The organism is Thioalkalivibrio sp. AKL12, assembly GCF_000377925.1.
In the GTDB taxonomy this organism is placed as follows: Bacteria; Pseudomonadota; Gammaproteobacteria; order Ectothiorhodospirales; family Ectothiorhodospiraceae; genus Thioalkalivibrio; species Thioalkalivibrio versutus.
The window spans coordinates 126,012-151,526 of sequence record NZ_KB898890.1 but is presented as its reverse complement, the minus strand read 5'-3'; the positions used below and the strand labels follow the sequence as shown (position 1 = coordinate 151,526).

Genomic DNA, 25,515 nt, shown 5'->3' with positions numbered 1-25,515 from the left:
TGGCCCCGTAACGCCGGACGTCATGATTCGCCCAAGAGCCGCGCTGTAGCCTCGGCGTAGAGCGCCTGAAGGTACTCTACGTAGTGAACTAGGTAATGCGCCAAGAGCGGCGAAGCCTGCCCTTCGCCACCTGAAAGTATATGAACGGCGACATCGTCCGCCGTCGCCAGACGGATCTCGAGGCCAAGTGCCGGGGTGAGGCGTTGCAGCCGCACTCGGCGGTAACGGCCATTGGACCGGGCGCATTCGATCTGCTCTGTTATTCGCTGACGTAAATCGGTGGTTGAGTGGCCGAGGCAGTCCAATAACGAGCCACAATAGCCAGAGGCCCTGGCATTCAGCCAGTCAGCGACGATTCCAGGAAGCGGCAGGTCCACATGGGACGCTCGCGATTCGACATAAGGCTCGAGCTCATGGCTCGGAGAAAAGGCCTTGTCGGGTTCTGGAACGACTCGTCGAAAGGTATCCGGCGCGACCAAATCGGTGGCACCACCTAGGCGATACTCCAGCACTCGATCCAGGGGTGTACCTGTTAGGTAGACGAGGGCTAGAACGCCGGCGGCATCAACCGTCATCGGGTTGGGATCATGGAGGGCCGCTTGGAGCGTGCCGACAAAACTATCGCGCTCGAATGGGGTAAATCGGCCGGTATCACATGGGACAAGACGCTGATGTCGAGCGACCCAATACCGAGTTTGACCTAGTGAAGATTCGGCTGCAGCGCCTGGCAGGTCCGGATCATCTGCTTCGTTCGCGCGCAGCTCCGGGGAGACGGCTATAAATTGATCCGGCGGTTCGTCGGGTTGGGCGCCGGGGGCGCTGAGCAGATACAGATCGATCTGAGCGCCAGGAATGGCAAAAGGCGTCGATCGCCGACCGCCTGAACGGTGGTTTCGAGAGGACGACAACGATCGTGGCTCTTCGGCGTCCGGAATGGCCTTCGATCGAGCATCGCCCGTCGCTATCACCACTCGGGTGAGCAGCCGGCCCAAAGCAGAGGCTAGCTTGGCCTCCGTCGAGGTTAGCTCGTCAATATGCGATTGGAGCTCTTCCAGATGTCTATTTAGCGCAGGGAGATACTCGAGAAAGTGCGTGGGTTTGGGGAACGAGGAGACGAATTGTCGCTGAGCATTTCCTGGTGCAATAGACCGTCTGAGGACATCGGCTGTGGAAGCTGATAGCCCGGACTTTGGGCTCACGAGGACGGCAGCCAAGGCGAGCGCGCGAAGTCCCTCGGCTTGGGGTCTCAATTGGCTGTCTGGACGCTGCAGGAAAAGTGATGCGAGCGGGTAAGCCTCCATCCGGGGTGAGACAGGGTTCGCGGCACGCGAAGAACTCGCTACCGCAGCACGGATCCAGCCACCAGACGGCGGATCGTCACGGACCTGGCGGAGAACGCGCGACCATTCCGCGCGGCGAGACGATAGCTGGGCGGACCAGTGTGGGTCTTCCAATTGTTCGATGAGCGCGTCGAAAAGGTTAGCCGGCGCCGGGAATCGATCATCTAGAGCAAAAGCGCGGACAACATCACTCAGGACTGCGTCGTCCCAGTGGGAGGGCGGATTCAATAGCGCGTGTACGGACATAGGAGGCTACCTGACAGCTACTACTCATTACTTCACCTCGATCAGTGTGCCCAGATTTGTGACACGAAGTCGAGCGGGCCGCAGGAGACGTAGATAAGGGTCACAAATTGGCCCTATCTGTTTATGTTTGATATGCCGATCTTTCAGTGACTTATGTGGACATACGGGAAATCGATACGATTTTCACCACTCGAATACAAACCACACGGGGCAATATCGACTGCACTCCGAAGGCAGGTTCGAATCCTGCCGGGCGCGCCATCATGACGACGAAGAAGGGCCCATTGTATGGGCCCTTCTTCGTTATGCGGATGGATCCCGGGGCCGGACGCCCCTTCTCCAGCCGAGGCCCGCTGAACGGGACAACCGATCCGCCCCACCCGGACAATCCCCAGTCTCTGCACATCGCAGACGACCGCCTTGCCCTCGCACTGCCCGATCAGACAACAGGCCCCACGGCCGCAGCCGGCAGCTCGACCTGCTGACACTGGCTCATGATCTGCATGAGAACGATCACGCGCTCTTCTCCGGTACGGGCGAGAAACAAGGCCTCGCGCCCCTGGAACGGCCCATCCGTGATGGTGACCGGCTGCTGCGGGGCGAAGTCACTGTCACGGGTAAGATCGAGACAGCCGCTCTCGGGGTCCAGGCGCAGGCGGATCCCCTCGATGACCGGCTCGGGAACCGGCACCGGGCTGGAGCCAAAGCGCACCAAACCAAGCACGCCGCGCGTGGAGCGAATTGGGGCCCAGTTTTCTGCGACCTCGCAAAGCTGTGCGAAGAGGTAGCGCGGAAACAGGGACTCGGTGACGGCGGTGCGACGCCCCCCGCGGCGAATGGGCCGGCGGATCAGCGGCCGGAACGTGCGATACCCCTGGCGGTCGAGATTCGCCTCGGCGCGGGCTTCTTCCCGGGGTTTGCATTGAATGGTGTACCAGTGTTTCAAAGGGACCTCGTCGCAGCAGTGCACCGGCAATGGCGCACCACCCATAGCATCAGCTCGCTCTAATGATAGGCCGACTGGCAGCAAACGTGCGTAGTTGCATCACGAAACTGGATGCACAGGGTTGCCGGGGCGATCGGCTACTGCCTTGATCTGGATCAAATTCGACAGCCCGGGGCAGCGCTAGCTTCAGAGGTGCAACGAGACCTCAGGAGAACCCTCATGCTGACCGAAATCATGTTCCAGTCGCCCATCGGCATTCTGACCATCATCACCCTGCTGGGGATCGTGGCCTTCTTTGGCTACGTGGGCTATTACATCATCCACGGCATGCGCCAGGACAAGCAGCGCGAGTAAGACATCCGCGCCCGCCGGCCAGCGGCCACGACGGCCGCCCATGAAAACGCCCGCGCAAGGCGGGCGTTCGATGTGCCACTTCAGCCAGCGGGGCTCAGGTGTGCTGGTCCCCGTGGTACAAGCGCACGACGTGCCGGGCCTCGGCGAAGAACAGCCAGCGCTCCATGATCACACCCGCCAGGGCCGCGACCAGGCCGAGCCAGGCCACGATGGCCGGCACGCCGGACAGGATCGCGGCGAACACCAGGATCGGGGTACCGAACGCGAGCAGGAACACGCCCATCTTCAGGGTGTCGGTGGTGTTCTTGCCTGCATCGTAGCCAAACTCGTCGGTCAGGAAGGTACCGGCGGTATGCCCGGTATCCAGCAAGCGCACGGTCGCGCGGTTGAAGGTGGTGGCGGTGTTGATGGTCGGGCCGGTCACGCGGGAGATCCAGAAGTAGTAGATCCCCTTGAGGACGCCGGCGATCAGCAGCAGCACGATGGCCACGCCCGCATGCATCGCGGTGGCGTTGCCGAACACACTGGCAATGGCGGCGAAGGCGACGGCGCCGGTGGCCACACCCAGCATGATGTAGTTAGCCGGGGTCAGCGCGGTGTTCCACTGGCGGATGGTCTTCAGGCAGCCGTAGATCATCCCGGTGGAGAACAGCGTGACCACCGCCAGCACGGCGGCGATGGCGCCAGCCACTGCGGCCAACGGACCGACTTCGTGGCCCTGCAGCAGCACGCCGAGGCCATAGATCGCGGCGAACGGGTAGAACAGCACGGCAAATACCGCCTCGCGCGAGAGCCAGGAGGTCTTGAAGCGCATGAAGGAACGCCAGGCGTTCTTCTTGTTCGCCAGGTGGCCCGTGGACAGCATGAGCCCGACGGTGATCATGCCCAGGGCCGCAACCCCGTGCGCGATCAGCTCGCCATGGCTCATGACCGGACCGATGCCCGCGAGATGGAAGGCCACCAGCAACAGGAACAGGCCGTAGCCCGCACCGGAGATGACAGTAAACAGAATGACGGAAAACGCCGGATGCATGGTTTTCTCTCCCCGATCGGGCGCGCTTAGCGCGCCACCATCTTGTTGACCCAGTCCTTCACCGAGGTGATCAGCGTGTTGGCACGCACGTCGTCGGTGGGGATGGAACGGGTGATCCGCGGCGGCAGATAGGTGTTGACCGGCTTGTAGCCAAGCTCGGGCATCTGCTTCACGCCGCCACGCTCGCGGACCAGGCGGCTCACCTCGGAGGCGTCGTCATCGAAGTCGCCGAAGAAACGCGCGTGCGCCGGGCAGGTGATGACGCAGGCGGGCTGACGCTCTTCCGGCGGCAGCTGCTCGTCGTAGATGCGGTCCACGCAAAGCGTGCACTTCTTCATCACGCCGTCTTCGCGGTCGAGCTCGCGAGCGCCGTACGGGCAGGCCCAGGCGCAGTAGTTGCAGCCCATGCACTTGTCCTGATCGACCAGCACGATGCCGTCTTCCGGACGCTTGTAGGAGGCGCCGGTCGGGCAGACATTCACGCAGTCGGCATGCTCGCAGTGCATGCAGGACATCGGGATGTTGACGGTCTTGTTGTTGGGGTAGTCCCCGACCTCGTAGTGGCGGATGCGGTTGAACCACACGCCGCTCGGGTCCTCACCGTAGGGGCGATAGTCGGTCAGCGGACCCGTGGTGCCGCTGGTGTTCCACTGCTTGCAGGCCACCGCGCAGGCATGGCAGCCCACGCAGGTGTCCATGTCGATTACGAGTCCAAGTCGCATGGTTGGTACTCCCTCAAATCGTTCGTGCGGGCAAGCCCCGCGATGGCCTTGAGGCCGTCGCGGAACCGGGCCGGATCAGTTTTTCTCGTCGTCCAGCGAACCGCGCGTGAGCACGTCGCGGATGTCGCGGTTCAGGTGCACGGGCTTGTGCGCGTGGTAGCGCAGCTGGTCCGGCGATTCGGACATGCCCGGCGTGGCCTTCACCTCGTCGAACTGCGGCCAGGCGCTCTGCTCGTCGGGACCGGCCGGGGTGATCTTGACCTTGAGGTCGTACCACGCGGCCTGCCCGGTGACCGGGTCGGAGTTGGTGATGTTGTCGATCGGGTCGCCCTTCTTCGGGAGCAGCTCGCTGATCAGGTGATTCATCAGGAAGCCCTTCTGCGACTCGTTCGCCTCCGGCTTCAGGCCCCAGGCGCCCTTCTGCTTGCCGATGGCGTTCCAGGTCCAGACGGTGCTGGGCTCGCAGCCCTCGATCAGCTTGACCTGCACGCGAATCTTGCCGTTGTGCGACTCCAGCCACACCCAGGACAGATCCTCGATGCCCATGGACTCCGCCTTCTGACGGTTCATGTACAGGTAGTTCTGGGCGCAGATCTGGCGCAGCCAGGCGTTCTGCGAATCCCAGGAGTGGTACATGAACATCGGGCGCTGGTTGACCGCGTAGAACGGGTACTCGTCCTCGTCGATCCGGGTCTGCTCCAGCGGCTTGTGCCAGATGGGCAGCGGATCGAAGTACTGGGTCAGCCGGTCCTTGTGCTCCTGCTTGGTCGGTTGCGGGCCGTCGTACAGGCCCTGGCCGGCCAGCTTGAAGCGCTGCTGGGTCTCGGAGTAGATCTCGATCGTGATCGGATCGGTCTTGCCTACCCAGCCGGCGTGCTTGGCCAGCTCCAGGTAGTCCTTGTTGGCGTAGCGGTAGAACTGCTGGTTCGGCGCCAGGTGGTACAGGAAGAACCCCTGGTTCTCGATGTACGCCTCCCACTGCTTCGGGTTCGGCTCGCCGCGCAAGTGGCTCTGGCCGTCCTTGCCGCGATAGCCGGACAGGAAGCCGATGCCCGGCTCCTTCTCGAAGTTGACGATGAAGTCCTTGTAGTCCGAGAACTTGCGGCTGCCATCGTCCTTGGTGAACGCCGGGAACTTCAGGCGCCCGGCCAGCTCGACCATGACCTCCTGCCACGGCCGCACGTTGCGATCGGGCTCGAGGATCGGGTGACGGATGGAATCCGCCGCCGCGGCCGGCTCGGAGATCGGGCGGTCGAGCATGGAGATGGTGTCGTAGCGCTCCAGATAGGTGGTATCCGGCAGCACCAGGTCGGCGAAGCTGACCATCTCGGAATTGAACGCATCCGAGACCACCAGGAACGGGATCTTGTACTCGCCGTTCTCGTCCTTGGACCGCAGCATGTCCATCACTTCGGCGGTGTTCATCGTGGAGTTCCACGACATGTTCGCCATGAAGAAGATCAGGGTGTCGATCGGGTACGGGTCGGCGTTGACCGCATTGGTCACCACCATGTGCATCATGCCGTGGTTGGACACCGGCGCATCCCAGGAGAAGGCCTTGTCGATACGCAGCGGGTTGCCGTCGTCATCGATGACCAGATCCTCCGGCGCGGTCGGGAAACCGAGCGGCGGGCTCTTCAGCGGGGTGTTCGGGGCGCATTCCTTGGCCGGCTTGATGCCCGGCGGGATGTGCTTCGGATATGGCGGCTTGGCCAGGTGACCGCCGGGGCAGTCCACCGAGCCCAGCATGATCTGCAGCAGGTGGATCGCGCGGCAGGTCTGGAATCCATTGGAGTGCGCGGAGATGCCGCGCATCGCGTGCATGGACACCGGACGCCCGAACACCTTGTCGTGCTTGCGGCCCCAGGAGTCGGTCCACTCGATGTCGAGCTCGATGGTCTCCTTGAACGCGACGTGGGCCATCTCCAGCGCCAGGCGCTCGGTCTGCTCGGCCGGGATGCCGGTCACCGCGGCGGTATTCTCCGGGGAATACTCGTCCGCCAGGTAACGTTCGGCCAGCAGGGTCATCACGGTCTTGACCGGGCGGCCGTCCGGGGCGGTGTACTCACCGAACAGGGCCGGCTTGATGTCGACCTGGCTGCCGTCGACGAAGGCCTCCTTCTCCAGTTCCCAGACCTGCGGGTTGCCGGCCTCGTCACGCAGGATCAGGCCGTCGCCCTTCTGGCCCGGGGTCTGTACCACCAGCTGGGTGGCGTTGGTGTAGCGCACCAGGAAGTCCCAGTCGAACTGGTCGTTCTTCAGCAGCACGTGCAGCATCGACAGCGCGAACAGGCCGTCGGTGCCGGGCTTGATGCCCACCCACTCGTCGGCGATAGCCTGGTAGCCGGTGCGCACCGGGTTGATCGCGACGAACTTGCCGCCGCTGCGCTTGAGCTTTTCCAGCCCGATCTTGATCGGGTTGGAGGCATGGTCTTCCGCCACACCCCAGAGCATGTGGTACTTGGTGCGATCCCAGTCGGGGTCGCCGAATTCCCAGAAGGCGAAGCCCGTGGTGTACAGGCCGCCGGCGGCCATGTTCACCGAGCAGAAGCCACCGTGGGCCGCCCAGTTGTAGGTACCGAACTGGGTTGCCCACAGGCCGGTCAGGGCCTGCATCTGGTCACGGCCGGTGAAGAACGCCAGCTTGCGCGGGTCGGTCTCGCGGATCTTCTGCAGGCGCGCGGACAGGGTGTCCAGCGCCTCGTCCCAGGAGATCGGCTCGAACTCGCCAGCACCGCGCTCGGTGCCCGGCTTGCGGCGCATCGGCTGGTGCAGGCGCGCCGGGGACTGCTGCTTCATGATCCCCGCGTTGCCCTTGGCGCAGAGCACACCCTTGTTGATCGGGTGGTGCCGATTCCCCTGGATGTAGCGGACCTTGTTGTCCTGGACGGTAACCTTGATACCGCAACGACAGGCGCACATGTAGCAGGTGGTGTACTTGATCTCCTGCTCGCCGTGCTTTTCGAATTCGGGCAACGCGCTCATGGGGGCGACCTCGTGATCTCGGTTCAGTTATGCATCGCGCATTGTGGACGGAGCGGACACATTCTGCCAACGAGTCTTTTCTATTTGCGGATAAACCAGAATTATCGGGTGAAGATTTTTTTTATTGTGGCGCGAATCCACAGATGATTTGCACGTTCATGTGGCAAAGACCGCAAAATGATCTACGATGTGTACCACGGAACATATCGCCCCACTCGACGTCACAGGCCCGCCAATGGAACACGCCGACACCCCCACGGAAGGAAACGCCCTGATCGACGCCTTCGGTCGCCGCATCGAATACGTGCGCCTCTCGGTCACCGATCGCTGCGATCTGCGCTGTTTCTACTGCATGCCCAAGGGCTTTCGCGACTTCGAGGAGCCGGAACACTGGCTCAGCTTCGAGGAGATCGAGCGCGTGATGGGCGCCTTCGGTCGCCTCGGCACCCGCCGTGTGCGCCTGACCGGCGGCGAGCCCCTGGTGCGCAAGAACCTCCCGGATCTGGCCGCGCGCCTGAATGCCCTGCCCGGCATCGACGATATCTCGCTGTCCACCAACGCCACGCGCATGGCGCGCCATGCGCAGGAGCTGAAGGATGCTGGCGTCGACCGGATCAACGTCAGCCTCGATTCGCTCAAGCCCGAGGTCTTCAAGGAGATCACCGGCGGCAAGCTGGAGAAGGTGCTGGACGGGCTGATGGCCTCCAAGGCCGCGGGCCTCGCCCCAATCAAGATCAACATGGTCGTGATGGGCGGGATCAACGAGCCGGAGGTCGAGGACATGGTCGACTTCTGCATCGAGCACGGCTTCACCCTGCGCTTCATCGAGACCATGCCGATGGGCGACACGGGCCGCCAGGCGAAAGAGGGCCATTACGTGAACCTGCAGGATGTGCGTGCCCGCCTGGAGCCGCGTTACAACCTGGTGCCCGGCGTGATGCCCGGGGGTGGCCCGGCGCGCTACATGCAGATCCCGGATACCGATGTGCGCATCGGCTTCATCACCCCGATCTCGCAGCACTTCTGCGATACCTGCAACCGCGTGCGCCTGTCGGTGGACGGCACCATCTACACCTGCCTCGGCAACGACCACAGCCTGAACCTGCGCCCCTACCTGCGCGAGGGCTGCACCGATTCGGAACTGGAGGACCTGGTGGTACAGGCCATCAACCTGAAGCCGGAACGCCACGAATTCTCCGAGCGCCCGGAGAAAGTCCTGCGCTTCATGTCCATGACCGGGGGCTGACGCCCGACCAGCCGTCATCGCGAGAGCATGCCGCAGGAACGAGAAAGGCCCGCTGAAAGCGGGCCTTCTGCATGCCGGGAGGGCTGCGAGCCGCTTCAGTCGACGGCGCCTTCCGGCGGCAGCTTTTCCTTCATCGAGTCGGACAGCGGCACGTCGTGCACCACCAGCACCGGCAGGCGCGCATTGCGCACCAGCCACTCGGTGGCAGAACCGGAGAGCATGTTGGAGATCTGGCTGCGCCCACGGGTCCCCATCACGATCATGTCCGCACCCCACTCTTCGGCGTGGCGGGAAATTTCCTCGGGGGCGCTGCCCACGGCGATGGCGACGTCGTCGTCTGCCTCGGCCCACTCCTGCATCTGGGCACGCACCTTCTCCTCCGCAGCATTGCGCATGTCCTTCGCGTTCAGCGGCGACGAGCCCGCACCACTGAACGCACCGGCAGAGCTGGGACCGGCCACGTCCGACGGCTTCATCACATAGAGCAACCGCTTCTTCGCCCCCGGGCAGTGCTGGCGGGCAATCGCCAGGGCCGAGGCCGAAGCGGGCGAGAAGTCGATGGCGATGATGACGCGCTGCAGCATGGGGATCCCCTTTGTGATCGCATGAAACCGACCCGGCGTACGCGCCCGGGGGCATGAAAACTTCAGAACCGACTACATAGAGTGGTACAATTTCGCGCCTTTCCTGAGCGGTTCTCAGTCTGTACTGGCACCGAACCGCTTGCAACCGCGCCATCCACTGGTGGCAACCGGGCCCGGCTACTTCCCGGGGAAGCGCCGATCCAACCCTTCGCGCGGATCCGCGCCTCCCAAAGTCTCTGGTACCTGTTCGTTCACCCGTTGATCCCGACCCTGGTCGGCTTCGGCGCGCACCGGTATTGGGGAACGCAACGTGCAGCAGACCATACAAGACTTCCTGTCCCGCCAGCGCAAGGTCTGGTTCTTCAATGTCCGCGGCGACCTGATCGCCGGGATCGTGGTCGCGCTGGCTCTGATCCCCGAGGCCATTGCCTTCTCCATCATCGCCGGCGTGGACCCGAGCGTGGGCCTGTACGCCTCGTTCACCATGGCGGTGGTGATCGCCTTCGCCGGCGGGCGGCCCGGAATGATCTCGGCGGCAACCGGGGCGATGGCCCTGCTCACGGTCACGCTGGTGGCCGAGCACGGGCTGCAGTATCTGCTGGCGGCCACCATCCTGACCGGGCTCATCCAGCTCCTGTTCTCGTGGGCCAAGCTCGCGCGCTACATGATGTTCATACCGCGCACCGTGCTGGTCGGCTTCGTCAACGCGCTGGCGATCCTGATCTTTCTCTCCCAGGTGCCCTACCTGGTCGATGGCGACACCACCATGTGGGCGCTGGTCGCGGCCGGCCTGATCATCCTCTACGGCCTGCCGATGATCCCGGGCTACCCGAAGCTCCTGCCGCCACCGCTGGTCGCGATCATCGCGCTAACCGCCGTCGTCTACTACATGGGCATGCCCACGCTGGAAGTCGGCGACATGGGCGACCTGCCCTCCGGCCTGCCGGTGTTCCTGTTCCCAGACATCCCGTGGAACCTGGAGACCCTGCAGATCATCTTCCCGACCGCCTTCGCGCTGGCGATCGTTGGTCTGCTGGAGTCGCTGCTGACGGCCTCGATCCTCGATGACCTGACCGACACCCCCTCCGGCAAGAACCGCGAGGCCCAGGGCCAGGGCATCGCCAACATCGTCACCGGCTTCTTCGGCGGCATGGCCGGCTGCGCGATGATTGGCCAGTCGGTCATCAACATCAAGTCCGGCGGTCTCGGTCGGCTGTCGACCCTGTCGGCCGGCCTGTTCCTGCTGTTCTTCATCCTGGTGCTGGGCGATCTGGTCTCGATCATCCCGATGGCCGCACTGGTCGCGGTGATGATCATGGTCTCCATCGCCACCTTCGATTGGGGCTCGCTGACCACGCTGCACAAGTTGCCGCGCACCGATGCCGTGGTGCTGATCGTGACCGTCGCGGTCACCGTGATCACCCACGACCTGTCGATGGGCGTGTTCGCCGGCGTGCTGCTCGCCGCGATCTTCTTCGCGCGCAAGATGGTCAAGGCGGTGGAAGTGAAGAGTGACCTGTCGGAGGACGGCAAGACCCGTATCTACACCGTTCGCGGCCAGCTCTTCTTCGTCGCCGTGGACAAGTTCATCGACAGCTTCGACTACCGCGAAGGCATCCATAACGTCGAGATCGACCTGACCCGCGCCTCGCTGTGGGACAGCTCGGCCGTGGCCGCGATCGACAAGGTGGTCGGCAAGTTCCGCCGTAACGGCATGGAGGTCGACGTGAAGGCCCCGCACGGCGAGAGCGGCGAACTCCACGACAAGCTCGCCCTGCACGACAAGGGCGCCGACCTGGGGCCGGGCGGGCACTAATCCCGCCGTTCGCCTTCGGCACCGTCATTGCGAGGAGCCGAAGGCGACGCGGCAACCTCCATCCGGAACCACCGGCTCCCGACTCGGCGCCAGCTTTGGGAGGTTGCCACGGCCCCTGCGGGGCCTCGCAATGACGGTGCCAGGGGCGGCGCCCGGGAGCCAGAGAAATTGGACCTCGTGCCCGAGCGTGGCAGGCTAGGCACATGATGAATCTGCGCCGGCCGGCACCCCCGACCGATCCCAGGGCCGAACGCGAGCGCATTCGGCGCGCCCTGATGTGGCCCATGCTCGGGGCCGGCATCCTGATCGCGATCCATGCGCTGCAGGAGCTGACCGGCGGTGACTGGTCACGCCTGGGCATCCTCCCGCGCGACGCGGTCGGGGTGCTGGGCATCATCACCTCGCCGCTGATCCACGGCTCCTGGGGCCACCTGCTGGCCAATGTCCCGACCCTCTGGGTGCTGGGCATGCTGACCCTCTACGGCTTTCCCCAGGCCACGCGCACGGCGGTGCCGCTGATCTGGCTGATGGGTGGACTGGGCGTGTGGCTGTTTGCCCGCGAGGGGCTGCACATCGGGGCGTCCGGCCTTACCCACGGTCTGATGTTCTTCGCGGTCGTGATCGGGATTCGCCGCCGCGATGCGCTGTCCATCGCGCTCGCCATCATCATCCTGTTCCTTTACGGAAGCATGCTGTGGGGCGTGTTCCCCAGTGGTCCCAAGGTGTCCTTCGAGGCACACCTGTTCGGCGCGGTGGTGGGCGCGGTCTGTGGCGGGCTCCTGTACCGGCGTGACCCGTTACCCCCGGCGCGCCGATCCTCCTGGGAGGACGACGACGAGACCGACCCGGAGACCCTGCGCAAGATCGAGCAGGGGCGGTTGGACGAGATCGAGCCAAGACAGCCGCCGGAGGAACCGGGGCGACGTGATTAGTCGGACACGTGTGTTGATGCGGTTCGCTACGCTCAGCGCATCCTACGATGATGTTTCCGGACCCGCAGATCGTAGGGTGCCGTGAGCGCAGCGAACCGCACCGCCCCCCTCTCACTGTCCGAAATACATCCGCACCCCCGCCATCAAGGTCAGACCCGGCGCTGGCTCGTAGTAGCGGCCGCCCGCCGCATTGATCCGGATGTTGTCGACATTGTCCGCATCGAGCAGGTTGTTGGCGGCGACGAAGGCCTCGGCACGGGTATCGCCCTGCTGCCAGAACCGGCCGGCGCGCAGGTTCAGCGTCGCCTGCGGCCCCACCTTCTCCGTGTTCGCGTTGTCCACGTAACGCGACCCCACATGCAGCGCGTCCACGGTCACGAACCAGGGGCCGTCGCGCCAGTCGGCCTCGACGAACAACTGCTCGCGCGGCAGCCCCGGCATCCGGTTGCCGTCATGGCGAACTCCCTCGGCATCCTCGAACTCGCGAAAACGGAAACGATTGAGGCTTGCAGCGGCGCTCAGGGTCCACTGTGGGTTCAACCGCCAGTCTGCGCTTAGCTCAACGCCATCGCGGGCCGTGCGCCCGGCGTTGGTATAGAACGTCCGGTCGCCCTGACCTTCAAGCTGGTACGGCGACAGCTCGTCGCGCACCCGGGTAGCGTAGACCGAGGCCTCCCAGGAGAGCTGCGGATTCTCGCGCCGGATACCGACCTCGATACTGCGCGCCCGTTGTGGGTCCACCTCGGGGTTGAAGCCGCCTCCGCCCTCCGGATTGGCAAACTCGGTGAAGGTCGGGGTCTCGAAGTTGGTCGCCACATTCACGTAGGCGCGATACTCGGGCCGGAAGTGCCAGATCAGCCCGGCCATGCCGCTGGTCTCGTCAAAGGTCCGCCGGCCCGATCGGTCCGTGACGTCATTACCGTCGTCAAACCGCTCGGCGAAGTGATCGTCGATGGACATGCGAATACGATCGTGACGGGCGCCGGCCACCAGGTTCCAGTCCGACCCGAGTGCGGTATCGGTCTGGACAAATACCCCGCGAGAGCGCGCCTGTTCACGCTGATCCAACGTCAGGTCGCCGATCGAAGGCGTGCCACCCGGGCAGTTCGCGGCTCCCTGAATGTCGGTACAGCGCCGGGTCCGGTCGTCGCGCTGCTCCTCCAGATCAACACCGGTCAGCACGCGGGTCGGCCCGATATCGCGCTCGTACTGGGCATTGACTCCAAAGAAATCGCGCTCGTAGGCGACGCGGGAATCCCCGGGGAAGGGCAACTGCTGCGCATAGTCGCGCTGGGTCCAGAAGCCACCCAGACGCAGATCGCCCCCGGCCAAGGGCTGTTCCCATTGCAGGCCCGTGGTCAGCTGTTCGGCGGACTGGGTGCTGTCCAGCGCCGTGGACAGCGGGGCCGCGGCACGCCGGTCCTCGCGCATCTCCTCGCGGGTCAGGCCGCCGGGGTCATCGGTGCGCGGCGCATCCAGGTAGCGCAGGTGAAAGTTGAGGGTGCCGGCTTCCAGTTCCGAGGCGGTGTGCAGGCGCAGATAGCGCTTCTCGGCGGTGGACTGTTCGCGGTAGCCGTCGATGGCGAAATCATGTGCGGTCAGGGAATAGCGGTGGGTCCCATGGTTCTGCTCCGCCACCGCTTCGGCGCGCCGATAACCGTAGCTGCCCATCAGCACGCCGCTGCCGAAGCCGCGCGGATCCCGCCCATCGCGGGTGCGCGCAGCGATCACACCGCCGGAGGCATTGCCGTACAACGCCGCGCTGGGCCCGCGCAGCACTTCAATATCGCGCAGATTCAGCAGATCGATGGCATCCACCTGCGACTGCCCGTCCGGCGTGGTCTCGGGGATCCCGTCCTGGAGGATGCGCAGTCCACGCACCCCGAACGGGGCGCGCGAACCGAAACCGCGGATCGAGATTCGCGCATCCTGGGCAAAGTTGTAGCGGTTCTGCGCGAACAGCCCCGGCACACGGTTGAGCGCCTCGTCCAGCTGCAGGCCCTGGCGCCCCTCGGTGGCCTGGCGCTCGTCGACCCGGCTGACCGCCGCAGGCAGATCCGCCAGCGGGGTCGCCAGGCGCGGCGCCGTCACCGTGATCTCGACCGGATCGAGCCTCGGCGGCGCCTCATCCTCCGCCCATGCCGGGGCGAGCCCCAAGCCTGCCAGGGGAAGCACCAGGACGGCCCCGCTGAATGCGCCACGGGCATCCCGGCCACTCGCACTGAGCAACCGCTTCGGCACGCTGCCGTTACTCCCGGAGAATCAGCCGTTCGGTCAGGAGCTCGCCATGGCCGAGGAAGGCGTCATACAACGCGCGGCTGCGCTCCGCCAGAGGAGAACCCTCTTCCCAGGCGCCGGGCCGATCGAACGCTTCCCCGATGCGGTAGCCATTGCCAACGGCCTGCACGAAGGCCGCGACCGACCGTGTGGTCACCCGGGGGTCGATGACGCGCCCATCGGCGTAACTGAGGGCCGCGGGGATCGTCCCGTCCTCCAGCTGGTAGTCCAGCGCACCCAACAACAACCGGTCGATCGCACGTCCCACCTGGCCTTCCAGCTCCGGGGTGCGCTCGCCGATCAGGCCCGCGGTGCCCTCACGCTCGCGCAGTAGCGAGAAGCCGCCAGTCAGCTGATGCACGAAACGCCACTGCGCCGCGGTATCCACGTAATCGGCGGCTGCTCGGGCATTGCCGTCCTCGAATTTCAGCCGGGCCGGAAGGCCCCAGTCGCGCATCGGGCCATGGCCCGCCATTACCGCACCGGCAATGGCTGCGGCGCGATCCGCCAGGGTCGCGGCGCGTTCGGCATCCGCCGAGTCACCGTACAGGTACAGCATCTCGTAGAGCGCCTTGTGGCCGCGCAACATCGCTCCGATCTGGTCCAGCGACCACTCCGCGCCCTGGTCAAGCTGATAGATGCCGGCCTCCGCGTCCCATGCCGCCTCCGCAGCCTCGGCCATGGCCCGGGCGACCTCCACCAGATCCTCGCGCGAGTGGCCCAGCCAGCCCTCCAGCGCGGCACGCTCCATCTTACCCATATCCTCTGCGCCACCCGGTTTGTCCTGGCGCACCCAGGCGTACGTCGCGGCATGCAGCGCGTCCAGCCCGTAGGCGAAGCCGTCGGCTTCGGAATCATTCGCCGCATGCATGACCCCGTCGGCGTGGCGCTCGTTGACGACATGGCTGGTGAGGATAGAGATCAATGGCGAGGGCGTATGCGTCAGCTCGTCGTACAGACCGAGATGCTCGAAACGCCCGGCGCTGTGATGCATGTGATAGAGGTAGGCCGCATCGGCATAGACCGCCGGGGCCGCCTCGTCATCACCCCCTGCATGCGCCCGGATGCGGCCGTCGTCGACCAGCCGGCCGTGCACGGTATCCAGCAGCTCCAGCCAGGTCTGGCCGACGGACTGCATGGGATCCTCCGACAGATCCGGCCGGTAGCCCTCATGGCCAAGCTCGCTGTCGCGCATCAAGCGGCCCTTGACGGTCAGCGCCCCCAACACCATGAACGCATCCTCGGCGGCCATGCCCTTGGCATGCACCAGGACCCGCTCGTCCGCATCCAGCCCCTGCGCCACACCCACCGGGGTGGCCTGGGCGTTCGCCATACCCGCCAGTGTGAACGCCACGACCGTGGCCAGCGCCTTTACGGATGTCGTCATGATCTTCTTCCCCTGACGTGTGTTCGACATTCGGGCAGATCGTGTCGCCCTTGCCTGAGCAGACCGGGCACGCTTCGACCGGTTCCCCCGGATAGCCGTTGCGTCTACACAACAGTGTTGCCTTTTAACGCGATCTTCATCGCAGCTTAACCGGGGCGTCACCCGGCCTCCCCATGCTTGCGCCCTGTCGAGAGGCACTCGCGTCTCGCAAACGTTCAAACGCAAATAGGGGAGAAATCCATGAACCGCAAGCACCTGCTGACCAGCCTGATCGCCGCCGGCCTGGTCGTCCCGGCCCTGGCCACCGCCGACTGGACGCTGTACGGCCGCGCCCACCTGTCCGCCGACATCCTGGATGACGGCGCCGAATACAACGAATTCAACGTCTCGAGCAATTCCAGCCGCCTGGGCTTCAAGGGCGAGCGCGAATTCCGCGAACAGCTGGTCGGCATGTTCCAGATCGAGCAGCAGATCGATTTCGACACCAACGGCACAAACTTCGCGACCCGCGACACCTTTGTGGGCCTGAAGGGTTCCGAGTGGGGCATGCTGCGGATCGGCAAGTTCGACACCCCGTTCAAGCGCGCCCGTGGCCCGGCCAACTTCTTCGGCGATCAGGTCGGCGATATGCGCAACCTGACGCGCACCACGGCTCACGGCCGCTACGACGAGCGCTTCAACAACAGCATCCACTACCAGACCCCCAGCTTCGGCGGCCTGACCTGGAACATCCAGTACTCCAACGAGACCGGTGACGCCACGACCGGGGATGGAGCAGAAAACAAGGCCTACTCGACCTCGCTGAACCTCAGCATGGGCGACCTTACCGGCGCCCTGGCTTATGAAAAGCAGGAGAATGGGGCCAACGATCCTGACGCCTGGCGCCTGGCCGTCGGCTACCGCATCACCCCGGCCTTCCGCATTGGCGCCTTCTATCAGAACTCGGAAGTCGACAACACGCGAACTGTCAGCACCAACCCGGATGTCTTTGTAACCCCTGACATCGAAGCGGATATCTACGGCCTGGGCGGCCAGTTCCGCTTGACCCCGAGCATGTACCTGAACGGCCACGTCTTCCAGCTGGATTCCGATCTGGACGACGCCGACGCCACCATGTATGCCCTGGGTCTCGAATACCGCCTGGATAGCGATCTGCGCTTCTACGGCAACATCGCCATGGTCGACAACGACGATGCCTCGGCTCTGACGCCCTGGGGCGCCGCGCGCTCCTCCGGCCCCGGCGGCACCGCCGGCGAGAACGCAACCGCGTTTTCGATCGGCATGCGTTACGACTTCTGACCGAGCAATACCGGGGCCGGCGGCCAGGACCGCCGTCCCCGTTTTCCGAGCCCCGCCGGATTACGCCCCGGCGGGGCCTTTTTCGTTGGTGCCCAGCTCGCGGACGGCAGCGAGGTCAGTCGCGCAGGTGCTGATTGACGAAGCGGGTGACGCGGATCATGGCGTCGCGCGATGCGAGGTCGTCGGCGAAGGTGCGGTTGTTGCCGTTGCGGAAGTCGAAGCCGCGGCCCACGCCCGGGTATTCGATCCAGTGCACTTCGCCCCCGCGGCTTGCGAGACCATCGGCGGCCATGCGCGCGGTGCGGTGGCGCTGGTACTGCTCCTCGTCCCCGATCAGGATCATCATCGGGATCTCGAGCTCGTTGACCTCGTTGGCGTAGCGATACACCTGGTGCGGCTCGCCCAGGTTCGGGTCCTGCAGGTGCGGGTAGTAGCCGGCCCAGCAGGCGACATCCTCGACCTGGCGCTCGAAGGTGACGGCGACCTTGAGCGCCTTGTAGCCGCCACGGGTGATGGACACCAGACAGGCGCGGTCACCCACGATGTCGTCGCGTTCCAGCAGCACGTCCAGACCGCTGTTCAGATCACCTTCCAGCTCGTAATCATGGTCCAGCGGATGACTCTCCATAAAGCGGCCGGTGTACAGATCCGGCGCCAGCACGACGAAACCGCGCGCGGCCAGGCGCTTCACGTGCAGTTCGGCCAGATCGTCCAGGCCGCGCCGGCCATGGGTCCAGAGGATTGCGGGATAGTCCTCACCGTCCGCCGGACGGGCGACCATCGCCGGAATGCCGATGCCATCGCGCTCGTATTCGATGCGTTCGATCGCCACCTCGTGGTTTTCGAGATCGGCGTACATGACCCCGTCCTCCCACCAGTTGTCGTCCCACCACCAGCTATCGGAACCGGTGGGTTCATCGGCCGCCAGCGGGGCCGAGATCAGGGCCGTGGCGGCCAGCAGACAGAAAGAACGCAGCACTGGAAACATCGGAAACCTCTCGTGGTGGACGTACGGACGCGATCGTCCTCGAAAGACGGACGGCGCGGGTGCTTTCTTCCGAGGGTAGTGCAATCCCGCAGGCCGTGCCCATCCCGCCAGGTTGGGATCATGCGCCGCCGGGAAACCCCAGCTGGCGCCAGGCCTCGTAGACCACCACCGCGACGGCATTGGAGAGGTTGAGGCTGCGGCTGCCTTCGCGCATCGGGAGGCGCAGGCGATGCTCCGGCGGCAGGGTCTCCAGGACCGACTCCGGCAGACCGCGCGTCTCCGGGCCGAACAACAAGGCATCGCCATCGCGGAAGGTCGGGGCGTCGTAGCGGGCCTGCCCGCGCGTGGTCATGGCGAACACCCGGCCAGGCTGCACCGATTCCCGCCACTGGTCGAGGCTGTCATACTCTTGCACCCGGGCCAGCTCGTGATAGTCGAGCCCGGCGCGGCGCGCCCGCGCACTGTCCAGCTCGAAGCCGAGCGGGTGGATCAGGTGCAGCGCCGCCCCGGTATTGGCCGCCAGACGAATGATATTGCCCGTGTTCGGCGGGATCTCCGGTTCATAGAGGACGATGTGAAGCATGAGTGATTCGCGCACCGATCCGCGGCTGGCCCTGGAATTCTGCGGCCTGCATTTGAACACGCCGCTGGTGCTGCTGTCCGGCTGTGTCGGCTTTGGCGAGGAATACACCCGCGTGGCGGGTTTCTCCAACCGCGATGCCGGGGCCATCTGCCTGAAGGGCACCACGGGCGCCGCACGCCTGGGCAACGCGCCGCATCGCGTCTACGAGACCCCGGACGGGATGCTGAACGCAATCGGCCTGCAGAACCCCGGGGTCGACCACGTGGTGGACCACACCCTGCCGCAGCTGGATTTCGACGAGACGCGCTTCTTCGCCAACGTGTCGGGCTCCACCCTCGAGGAGTACATCGAGGTCACCCGGCGCTTCGACGACTCACCGATCGACGCCATCGAGATCAACATCTCCTGCCCCAACGTGAAGGAAGGCGGCGTCGCCTTCGGCAATGACCCGGACATGTCCGCCCGGGTGGTCGAGGCCTGCCGCAAGGTCACCTCCAAGCCGCTGATCACCAAGCTCTCGCCCAACCAGACCGACATCGCCGAGAATGCCCGGCGCTGCATCGAGGCCGGCACCGACGCCTTTGCGGTCATCAACACCCTGATGGGGATGGCAGTGGACGTGGAAAACCGCCGCGCGGTCATCGGCAACAACCAGGGCGGCCTGTCCGGCCCGGCGATCAAGCCGATCGCGCTGCTGAAGGTGCAGCAGGTCTATCAGGTGGCCGCGCCGCACAACGTGCCGATCATCGGCCAGGGCGGCGTGATGAATGCCACCGACGCGCTGGAATTCCTGATCGCCGGCGCCAGCACCGTGGGCGTGGGCACGGGCCTGTTCTACGACGCACTGTGCCTGCCGAAGATCCTGCACGGTATCAGCGACTACATGGACCGCCACGGCTACACCCACGTGCGCGACCTGACCGGCACCCTGCAACTGAACGGTGCCGTCTCCGCCTGCGCCCCGCCTGCTCCGCAGGATCCCACCACCTGAAAGGCCGGTTCACTAAAGAGCCTGTTGACCACGAAGCACACGGAGAAAGGCGCCAATTTTTCAGAGGGGTAGGATGCGTTGAGCCATGCGAAACGCATCGGGGGCGAGACACCCCGTGTGGCCGATGCGTTTCGCATGGCTCATCGGCATCCTACCCGTAACAAAACGATCCCTGGTTTTCTCCGTGTCCTCCGTGATCTCTGGGGTTAAATCGCCCTTGCCCTTCTTCGTGCCTTCGCGGTGAAAAGACCTACTCGTCGTCGAGGCCGAGCTCCTGGATCTTGCGAGTGAGGGTGTTGCGGCCCCACCCAAGCAGGGCGGCCGCCTGCTGGCGGTGACCACCGGTCGCGTTCAGGGCCTCGCGGATCACCGTGCGTTCCATCTGCGGCAAGACCGAGCCCAGCAGGTCGTGATCACCGCGCTGCCAGTGCTGACGGGCGACCTGGGCGAGTTCGGCGGTCCAGTCCCGCGGGCCGGCAGCGACACGGACCGGGGCACTCCCGGGCTCGGCACGGCTCTCGGTCGGCTGGTGCAACTCGGCCGGCAGGTCATCCAGGTGCACCTCCCGGCCCGATGCCATGACGGTGAGCCAGCGGCAGGTGTTCTCCAGCTGGCGGACGTTCCCCGGCCACGGCAGGCGCTGCAGCTCCGCGACCACCTCGGGGCGCATGGTCTTGGCCTCCACCCCCAGTTCCTGAGCGACCTCGGCCATGAAGTGCTGTACCAGCAACGGGATATCCTCCGGCCGCTCGCGCAGGGAGGGCACGTGGATGCGGATCACGTTCAGGCGGTGGAACAGATCCTCGCGGAACAAGCCCGCGCGGACGCGTTCTTCCAGGTCCTGGTGGGTCGCGGCGATGATGCGCACGTCCACCCGGATCGGGGTATGCCCGCCCACACGGTAGAACGTGCCATCGGACAGCACCCGCAACAGGCGCGTCTGCAGGTCGAACGGCATATCGCCGATCTCGTCGAGGAACAGGGTGCCGCCATCGGCCTGCTCGAAGCGGCCCTTGCGACTCTGGTTGGCCCCGGTGAACGCCCCGCGTTCGTGACCGAACAGTTCGCTTTCCAGCAGATCCTTGGGGATGGCCGCGGTGTTCAGCGCGATCAACGGCTGGTCGGCGCGCGGGCTGTGCTGGTGCAGGGCCCGCGCGACCAGCTCCTTGCCGGTACCGGACTCGCCATTGATCAGCACGGTGATATTGCTGCGCGAGAGCCGTCCGATGGCACGGAACATCTCCTGCATGGCCGGGGCCTCGCCGATGATCGGGGTCTCCTCGATCTCGGGACCGGCAGGGCCGTTCTCCTGCCCGGCACGGCGCGCCTCCAGCGCGCGCTGCACCAGGGCCACGGCCTCGTCCACGTCGAACGGCTTGGGCAGGTACTCGAAGGCCCCGGTCTGGTAGGCGCCCACCGCGCTCTCCAGATCGGAGAAGGCGGTCATGATGATGACCGGCGGCGGATCCGGGCGGGTCTGCATGCGGGCGAGGAAATCCAGCCCGTTCAGGCCCGGCATGCGGATGTCGGCGACGATGGTGTCCGGGACCGGATCGCGCTCGAGCGCCGCCCAGGCAGCGTCCGCGGTCTCGAAGCCGCGCACGGCGATCGCGTGACGCTGGAGGGCGCGTTCCAGCACCCAGCGAATCGAGTCGTCGTCGTCAATGATCCAGACGATGGGTTCCATCAGTGCGTCTCCTCCCGGCCCTGGGGGGAATCAATAGGAAGCAGGATGTCGAATGAGGTCGCCCCCGGGCGCGAATGGCATTCGATCAAGCCGTCATGCAGCTGGATCAGGCTCTGGGCAATCGGCAGCCCCAGCCCGGTGCCCTCGGCGCGCCCGGTGACCATCGGGAAAAAGATGCGTTCGCGGATCTCCTCCGGGATGCCGGGGCCGTTGTCGCGCACACTCAGTTTGGCCACCAGCCGGTGGCGCTTCCCGGAGATCGTGTACTGGCGCAGGATCCGCGAGCTCAGGGTGATCTGCCCCCCGTCTTCCAGCGCATGCACCGCGTTCTGCACCAGGTTGAGGATAGCCTGCACCAGCATGTCGCGATCGGCCTGCACGTCGGGAATACTGGGGTCGTAGTCGCCGCGGATCTTCAGCCCCAGCGGCAGTTGCACGCTGACCAGGCCCCGGACGTGCTCCAGGACCTCGTGCAGATTGACGGCCTCGCGCCGCGGCATGTTGTTCGGCCCCAGCATGCGGTCGACCAGGCTGCGCAGGCGGTCCGCCTCGCGGATGATGATCTGGGTGTATTCCTTGAGGCCCGAGTCGTCCAGCTCGCTGGCGAGCAACTGCGCCGCGCCGCGCAGCCCGCCCAGCGGGTTCTTGATCTCGTGCGCCAGCCCGCGCGTCACTGCACGGGTGATCGCCTGCTGCTTCTGCAACTGTTCCTCGCGGCTGATGCGCTCGTGGCGATCGATGGCGTTCAGTTCGAACAGCAGCTGGCCCGGCCGCTCGCCGGCGGCGTGCAGTGGCGTGATGATCACGTCGGCCAGGAAGCTGTCGGCTCGGAGGGGCTCCATCTGACGGGCACGCAGCGTGATCGGCTGATCCAGGGTCAGCGCCGAACGCAGGCGGTTGGCCAGATTCCGGTCCAGCTTGAGCCATTGCCCCAGTCCGTGGCCGACGATGCGTTCGCGACTAAGCCCGAGCAGGACCTCGGCCGCACTGTTCAGGCTCAGCAGGCGCAGTTCCGCATCGGTCACCAGCACGGCCGTGGAGAGGTCGTCCCACCAGGGCGGGGTGGTCATACCGGGATTGGCAGCGGGCGTAGTCATCGAAAGGCCTCAAGCAGGAATCGCGCCAAGCGAAAATCGCCGGGCGGGACGCTGAAGCCGAGGGCTGCGTCACACCAGGAGCCTGGCCGCCGACACCCTTGAAACCGAAACGCCCCAGAGTGGTGCAATAATAGCACCACTCTGGGGCGTCAACCGCACCACTTCGGTGCGCTATGCGCGTGGCGGCGTCAATTCGGGCCAGGCGTCACCGGCTGCGGCGCCCGGGGAGCCTGCGGTGCCTGCGGTGCCTGCGGTGCACCGCCCGACGGAAACTGCTGGGGCCGTTGCTGCTGTTGCTGGCTGCGCGGGATGGCCATGCGCAGCACGTTGAACTCGATGGTATCGCTGGCGCCCAGTTCCTGACCCGACTCGTCCACGACCCGCGCCTGCAGGGTATAGGCACCGCGGTTCAGGCCCTGGAAGGTCGTGCTCGTCGAGGCCCCCTCACCGGCGGCCTCCCCGTCCAGCAACCAGACCACGCGGTGGCCGGCATCGGCGTCAAGCGCCGGTTCAATCTCGAGCTCCGCGGTCACATTGCCATCGTTCGCCCGCACGCCCTCGCCATCCCCCGGCCGCGCGATGGCGACCCGCTGGTAGGCACCCTCCGCTTCGGGCTGACCGCGCGGGCGCACGGGGCGCTCGAGGATCTCGCGCGCGCCCTCCAGCGGCACGCCCCGCATCGGCTCACGCACATCGACCGATTCGCTACGGCTCCCCTCGGGGGGGCGGTCGCCGAAGTGGACATTGCCTTGATCGTCGGTCCAGCGATAGACGTCGGCACTCAGGAGCGCAGGGGCGAGAAGGGCGGCCAGGGGCAACGCCAGCCAGACAGCGATTCGGAACATGGGCTTTCCTCCTTGGAAGGCACGGATCCACGACCCCGCCTCGTTGTGTTTGCGAACGACTGGCCCAGGCGCCCCACACGTCAGCGCGGGCCGGCTGGGCCCTCAAGCCGCGGCGCGAACCCAGATACCCTGCAAGCGAGCCGCTTCTGCCTGAAGGGCTGCCAGCCGTTCGCGCTCGGCGCGCCCATCGGCCCCGGCCTCCAGTGCGGCGAGCCAGTCGTCCAGCGCAGCCAGGCGCAGCAGGGTTGGCGCCGCCCCTCGCTCGATGGCGGTCAACGGCCGCCGTCCGTTATATCCGGACAGCAACGCCCGGTAGCCCTCGGCATCCGGCCGCCCCGCGTCATCCACGGCGACCGCCAGGGCGAGCCGTGCGACCTGCCAGAAGGCCGGCACCGGCGCGGGCGGGAGGACCAAATCGGCCAGGCCGGCGCCCTCCGGATAGATGCGGACCGTCTGCCAGACGCTTCCCGCCAGCGGCAGGTCCTCGAAACGGTACAGCCCCTGATGGTGCAGCTCGGCATCCAGGATCGTCCGCGATTCGGCATCCAGCGAAGACGTGATTGTGTCCGCACGCTCGCGCATCCTCTGCTGCAGCACGCCGCGGCGGTAGCCGTCTCCAGCGGGCAGGGCGCCGGCCGTGTGGCGGCCCTGCCAGTCGGCCGCGCGCTCGCCCAGGGCCTCCAGGCTGCCAGGCCCCTCGGCCGCGACCGTGCCCTGAATGGCCTGGCCACGCTCGAGCACCAGGACCACCTGCCCGGCCGCATCATCCGTACCCCGGCCGATCACACGGCCACAGCCAGCAGGGACCTTGCCGAGTGCCTGCTCCAGGGCCGGCGCCGCAGCAGCCGGCAGGCGCAGGCACTGCACCGGCCGGCCGTCGAGTTCCGGCCCCTCGGGACCGACCGTCAGTGCCAGATCGGCAAGCTCGCCACAGCGCTGAATTTCGGATTCATTCATTACCATCGGAAAATCACCCAGGACGGGGGTACAAAGTCGGGATCCAGCTCGTTGCGGCGACCATCCAGCGTGCCATCGCCGGTGGTATCAATCAGGTAGTAGGTCGGGCCGACCGCGGGCGTAACCTCGACCATGACCAGCTCGCCGCCCATGCGGTACTCGCGCCGCGTCTCGCCATCGCGCTCGATAATGATGATGTCGGCCTCTTCCAGGGAGCGCTGCTCGCGGGCGCGCTCGTCCAGCACCGGGGGCGGCGGATCGGCAGCCTCGTCCAGTTCCGGCGGCGGCGGGGCATCCCCCCACTCGCGGTCTTCCTGCGCCAGCGCCGAACCGGGCACCAGCAGCAGGGCCGCCAGCAGCGACAGGGGCAGGCTCAGGCGGGTCGGGGTCATCGTCACAGCTCCATCAGTCGTTTCTTTTCTTCCGCGGACGGCTCGAAGCTGCGCGTCTCGTAGTGCTCGAAAATCGCGCTCACCACATCCTCCGGCGAATCTACCAACGAGTATAGCTGCAGGTCCTCCTCGTCGATGGTGCCCTGTTCCACCAGGGTATCCTGGAACCAGTCGAGCAGCCCCTTCCAGAACTCGCTGCCCACGAGGACCACGGGGATACGCCGAGTCTTGCCGGTCTGCACCAGCGTCAGGATCTCCGCCAGCTCGTCCAGTGTGCCAAAGCCGCCCGGCAGGACCACGTAGGCGGATGCATACTTCACGAACATCACCTTGCGCGAAAAGAAGTGGCGAAAACCGAGCCCGATGTCCTGATAGGGATTGGAACTTTGCTCGTGGGGCAGCTGGATGTTCAGGCCGATGCTGGGCGAGTGCCCGGCGAAGGCGCCCTTGTTGGCCGCCTCCATGATGCCCGGCCCGCCACCGCTGACCACCGCAAAGCCGGCATCCGACAACTGGCGCGCGGTCGTCTCGCCCAGCTGGTAATAGCGATGTTCCGGGGGAAAGCGTGCAGAACCAAAGATGCTGACCGAGGGCTTGATGTGCGCCAGGCGCTCGAAGCCCTCCACGAACTCCGCCATGATCTGGAAGATCTTCCAGCTTTCACGGGTCAGGGCAGAGTCATCAATCGGACGCAGGCCCGGGTGTTCGGCACGTTCACGGTTGTTCATGCGGCGGGTTCCTCGGATGGAGACTCAAGCGTAACGGGCGCCCCGCGTCCATACAAACGTATCCATACAAATGGCCCGCA

At 65.6% G+C, this 25,515-nt stretch carries 22 protein-coding genes; 6 read left to right on the top strand and 16 right to left on the bottom strand.

Annotated features, from left to right (window positions below):
• Nucleotides 1-20: 20 nt before the first annotated feature.
• Together D579_RS15030 and rfaH are read right to left on the bottom strand one after the other, a co-directional pair.
• Entirely contained in the window at nt 21-1,586 is a 1,566-nt protein-coding gene (locus tag D579_RS15030) for a hypothetical protein (RefSeq protein ID WP_155985587.1), read from the bottom strand.
• A gap of 439 nt (nt 1,587-2,025) precedes the next feature.
• Nucleotides 2,026-2,577, bottom strand: coding sequence for a transcription/translation regulatory transformer protein RfaH (gene rfaH / locus D579_RS0101985; RefSeq protein WP_018950939.1), 552 nt, complete (start codon nt 2,575-2,577; stop codon nt 2,026-2,028).
• Between the two features lie 174 nt (nt 2,578-2,751).
• Between rfaH and D579_RS15400 the strand changes: the two genes are divergently transcribed.
• Nucleotides 2,752-2,886 carry a hypothetical protein gene (locus tag D579_RS15400; RefSeq protein ID WP_018937428.1) on the top strand — a complete coding sequence of 45 codons (135 nt, stop codon included), beginning with the start codon at nt 2,752-2,754 and terminating at the stop codon, nt 2,884-2,886.
• A gap of 94 nt (nt 2,887-2,980) precedes the next feature.
• On the opposite strand, the gene D579_RS0101975 is transcribed toward D579_RS15400, so the two are convergent.
• From D579_RS0101975 to D579_RS0101965, 3 genes are all read right to left on the bottom strand, one after another.
• Nucleotides 2,981-3,919 (bottom strand): DmsC/YnfH family molybdoenzyme membrane anchor subunit, encoded by a 939-nt coding sequence (locus D579_RS0101975; protein WP_018937429.1) that lies wholly within the window; start codon nt 3,917-3,919, stop codon nt 2,981-2,983.
• A gap of 26 nt (nt 3,920-3,945) precedes the next feature.
• Nucleotides 3,946-4,641: a 4Fe-4S dicluster domain-containing protein gene (locus tag D579_RS0101970; RefSeq protein ID WP_038032074.1), complete on the bottom strand. Its 696-nt coding sequence runs from the start codon at nt 4,639-4,641 to the stop codon at nt 3,946-3,948.
• 75 nt (nt 4,642-4,716) lie between these two features.
• Nucleotides 4,717-7,626 (bottom strand): molybdopterin oxidoreductase family protein, encoded by a 2,910-nt coding sequence (locus tag D579_RS0101965; RefSeq protein ID WP_018168893.1) that lies wholly within the window; start codon nt 7,624-7,626, stop codon nt 4,717-4,719.
• Between the two features lie 235 nt (nt 7,627-7,861).
• On the opposite strand from D579_RS0101965, the gene moaA reads away from it, so the two are divergent.
• Nucleotides 7,862-8,872, top strand: a complete 1,011-nt coding sequence (gene moaA, locus D579_RS0101960; protein WP_018168892.1) for a GTP 3',8-cyclase MoaA — start codon at nt 7,862-7,864, stop codon at nt 8,870-8,872.
• A gap of 95 nt (nt 8,873-8,967) precedes the next feature.
• Here moaA and D579_RS0101955 read toward each other — a convergent pair whose 3' ends face one another.
• Complete coding sequence (locus tag D579_RS0101955) at nt 8,968-9,456, bottom strand: universal stress protein (protein ID WP_018145067.1); 489 nt, start codon at nt 9,454-9,456, stop codon at nt 8,968-8,970.
• Between the two features lie 310 nt (nt 9,457-9,766).
• On the opposite strand from D579_RS0101955, the gene D579_RS0101950 reads away from it, so the two are divergent.
• Complete coding sequence (locus D579_RS0101950) at nt 9,767-11,272, top strand: SulP family inorganic anion transporter (protein WP_018950938.1); 1,506 nt, start codon at nt 9,767-9,769, stop codon at nt 11,270-11,272.
• Nucleotides 11,273-11,475: 203 nt separating this feature from the next.
• Nucleotides 11,476-12,204 carry a rhomboid family intramembrane serine protease gene (locus D579_RS0101945; RefSeq protein WP_012981436.1) on the top strand — a complete coding sequence of 243 codons (729 nt, stop codon included), beginning with the start codon at nt 11,476-11,478 and terminating at the stop codon, nt 12,202-12,204.
• A gap of 111 nt (nt 12,205-12,315) precedes the next feature.
• On the opposite strand, the gene D579_RS0101940 is transcribed toward D579_RS0101945, so the two are convergent.
• Together D579_RS0101940 and D579_RS0101935 are read right to left on the bottom strand one after the other, a co-directional pair.
• Nucleotides 12,316-14,379 carry a TonB-dependent receptor family protein gene (locus D579_RS0101940; protein WP_369791810.1) on the bottom strand — a complete coding sequence of 688 codons (2,064 nt, stop codon included), beginning with the start codon at nt 14,377-14,379 and terminating at the stop codon, nt 12,316-12,318.
• Nucleotides 14,380-14,452: 73 nt separating this feature from the next.
• Nucleotides 14,453-15,898, bottom strand: a complete 1,446-nt coding sequence (locus tag D579_RS0101935) for a hypothetical protein (protein WP_018950936.1) — start codon at nt 15,896-15,898, stop codon at nt 14,453-14,455.
• A 210-nt stretch (nt 15,899-16,108) separates the two neighbouring features.
• On the opposite strand from D579_RS0101935, the gene D579_RS0101930 reads away from it, so the two are divergent.
• Nucleotides 16,109-17,167: a porin gene (locus D579_RS0101930; protein WP_018950935.1), complete on the top strand. Its 1,059-nt coding sequence runs from the start codon at nt 16,109-16,111 to the stop codon at nt 17,165-17,167.
• Nucleotides 17,168-17,282: 115 nt separating this feature from the next.
• Here the strand turns inward: D579_RS0101930 and D579_RS0101925 are convergent, their stop codons facing one another.
• Nucleotides 17,283-18,155 carry a dienelactone hydrolase family protein gene (locus D579_RS0101925; RefSeq protein ID WP_018950934.1) on the bottom strand — a complete coding sequence of 291 codons (873 nt, stop codon included), beginning with the start codon at nt 18,153-18,155 and terminating at the stop codon, nt 17,283-17,285.
• A 118-nt stretch (nt 18,156-18,273) separates the two neighbouring features.
• The gene (locus D579_RS0101920) at nt 18,274-18,738 is read right to left on the bottom strand and encodes a tRNA (cytidine(34)-2'-O)-methyltransferase (RefSeq protein ID WP_018937435.1); all 465 of its coding nucleotides are present in this window, start codon (nt 18,736-18,738) and stop codon (nt 18,274-18,276) included.
• Between D579_RS0101920 and D579_RS0101915 the strand changes: the two genes are divergently transcribed.
• Nucleotides 18,737-19,729, top strand: a complete 993-nt coding sequence (locus D579_RS0101915; protein ID WP_018937436.1) for a dihydroorotate dehydrogenase — start codon at nt 18,737-18,739, stop codon at nt 19,727-19,729. The genes D579_RS0101920 and D579_RS0101915 overlap by 2 nt on opposite strands.
• Nucleotides 19,730-19,979: 250 nt before the next feature.
• Here the strand turns inward: D579_RS0101915 and ntrC are convergent, their stop codons facing one another.
• From ntrC to D579_RS0101885, 6 genes are all read right to left on the bottom strand, one after another.
• Nucleotides 19,980-21,416, bottom strand: coding sequence for a nitrogen regulation protein NR(I) (gene ntrC / locus D579_RS0101910; RefSeq protein ID WP_018145059.1), 1,437 nt, complete (start codon nt 21,414-21,416; stop codon nt 19,980-19,982).
• The gene (glnL, locus tag D579_RS0101905) at nt 21,416-22,513 is read right to left on the bottom strand and encodes a nitrogen regulation protein NR(II) (RefSeq protein ID WP_018937437.1); all 1,098 of its coding nucleotides are present in this window, start codon (nt 22,511-22,513) and stop codon (nt 21,416-21,418) included. The genes ntrC and glnL overlap by 1 nt, the downstream gene beginning before the upstream one ends.
• Before the next feature lie 188 nt (nt 22,514-22,701).
• Complete coding sequence (locus tag D579_RS0101900) at nt 22,702-23,358, bottom strand: DUF4124 domain-containing protein (RefSeq protein ID WP_018950933.1); 657 nt, start codon at nt 23,356-23,358, stop codon at nt 22,702-22,704.
• A gap of 102 nt (nt 23,359-23,460) precedes the next feature.
• Nucleotides 23,461-24,315 carry a hypothetical protein gene (locus D579_RS0101895; RefSeq protein WP_018950932.1) on the bottom strand — a complete coding sequence of 285 codons (855 nt, stop codon included), beginning with the start codon at nt 24,313-24,315 and terminating at the stop codon, nt 23,461-23,463.
• Nucleotides 24,315-24,707: a DUF2782 domain-containing protein gene (locus D579_RS0101890; RefSeq protein ID WP_018950931.1), complete on the bottom strand. Its 393-nt coding sequence runs from the start codon at nt 24,705-24,707 to the stop codon at nt 24,315-24,317. The genes D579_RS0101895 and D579_RS0101890 overlap by 1 nt, the downstream gene beginning before the upstream one ends.
• Before the next feature lie 2 nt (nt 24,708-24,709).
• Nucleotides 24,710-25,435, bottom strand: coding sequence for a TIGR00730 family Rossman fold protein (locus D579_RS0101885; protein ID WP_018950930.1), 726 nt, complete (start codon nt 25,433-25,435; stop codon nt 24,710-24,712).
• Nucleotides 25,436-25,515: the final 80 nt, after the last annotated feature.

Excerpts from the sequence above, each read along its gene's own strand:
- D579_RS15030 (WP_155985587.1), bottom strand. The coding sequence starts at position 1,586 with ATGTCCGTACACGCGCTATTGAATCCGCCCTCCCACTGGGACGACGCA.
- rfaH (WP_018950939.1), bottom strand. The coding sequence starts at position 2,577 with ATGGGTGGTGCGCCATTGCCGGTGCACTGCTGCGACGAGGTCCCTTTG.
- D579_RS15400 (WP_018937428.1), top strand. The coding sequence starts at position 2,752 with ATGCTGACCGAAATCATGTTCCAGTCGCCCATCGGCATTCTGACCATC.
- D579_RS0101975 (WP_018937429.1), bottom strand. The coding sequence starts at position 3,919 with ATGCATCCGGCGTTTTCCGTCATTCTGTTTACTGTCATCTCCGGTGCG.
- D579_RS0101970 (WP_038032074.1), bottom strand. The coding sequence starts at position 4,641 with ATGCGACTTGGACTCGTAATCGACATGGACACCTGCGTGGGCTGCCAT.
- D579_RS0101965 (WP_018168893.1), bottom strand. The coding sequence starts at position 7,626 with ATGAGCGCGTTGCCCGAATTCGAAAAGCACGGCGAGCAGGAGATCAAG.
- moaA (WP_018168892.1), top strand. The coding sequence starts at position 7,862 with ATGGAACACGCCGACACCCCCACGGAAGGAAACGCCCTGATCGACGCC.
- D579_RS0101955 (WP_018145067.1), bottom strand. The coding sequence starts at position 9,456 with ATGCTGCAGCGCGTCATCATCGCCATCGACTTCTCGCCCGCTTCGGCC.
- D579_RS0101945 (WP_012981436.1), top strand. The coding sequence starts at position 11,476 with ATGATGAATCTGCGCCGGCCGGCACCCCCGACCGATCCCAGGGCCGAA.
- D579_RS0101935 (WP_018950936.1), bottom strand. The coding sequence starts at position 15,898 with ATGTCGAACACACGTCAGGGGAAGAAGATCATGACGACATCCGTAAAG.
- D579_RS0101930 (WP_018950935.1), top strand. The coding sequence starts at position 16,109 with ATGAACCGCAAGCACCTGCTGACCAGCCTGATCGCCGCCGGCCTGGTC.
- D579_RS0101925 (WP_018950934.1), bottom strand. The coding sequence starts at position 18,155 with ATGTTTCCAGTGCTGCGTTCTTTCTGTCTGCTGGCCGCCACGGCCCTG.
- D579_RS0101915 (WP_018937436.1), top strand. The coding sequence starts at position 18,737 with ATGAGTGATTCGCGCACCGATCCGCGGCTGGCCCTGGAATTCTGCGGC.
- D579_RS0101920 (WP_018937435.1), bottom strand. The coding sequence starts at position 18,738 with ATGCTTCACATCGTCCTCTATGAACCGGAGATCCCGCCGAACACGGGC.
- ntrC (WP_018145059.1), bottom strand. The coding sequence starts at position 21,416 with ATGGAACCCATCGTCTGGATCATTGACGACGACGACTCGATTCGCTGG.
- glnL (WP_018937437.1), bottom strand. The coding sequence starts at position 22,513 with ATGACTACGCCCGCTGCCAATCCCGGTATGACCACCCCGCCCTGGTGG.
- D579_RS0101900 (WP_018950933.1), bottom strand. The coding sequence starts at position 23,358 with ATGTTCCGAATCGCTGTCTGGCTGGCGTTGCCCCTGGCCGCCCTTCTC.
- D579_RS0101895 (WP_018950932.1), bottom strand. The coding sequence starts at position 24,315 with ATGAATGAATCCGAAATTCAGCGCTGTGGCGAGCTTGCCGATCTGGCA.
- D579_RS0101890 (WP_018950931.1), bottom strand. The coding sequence starts at position 24,707 with ATGACCCCGACCCGCCTGAGCCTGCCCCTGTCGCTGCTGGCGGCCCTG.
- D579_RS0101885 (WP_018950930.1), bottom strand. The coding sequence starts at position 25,435 with ATGAACAACCGTGAACGTGCCGAACACCCGGGCCTGCGTCCGATTGAT.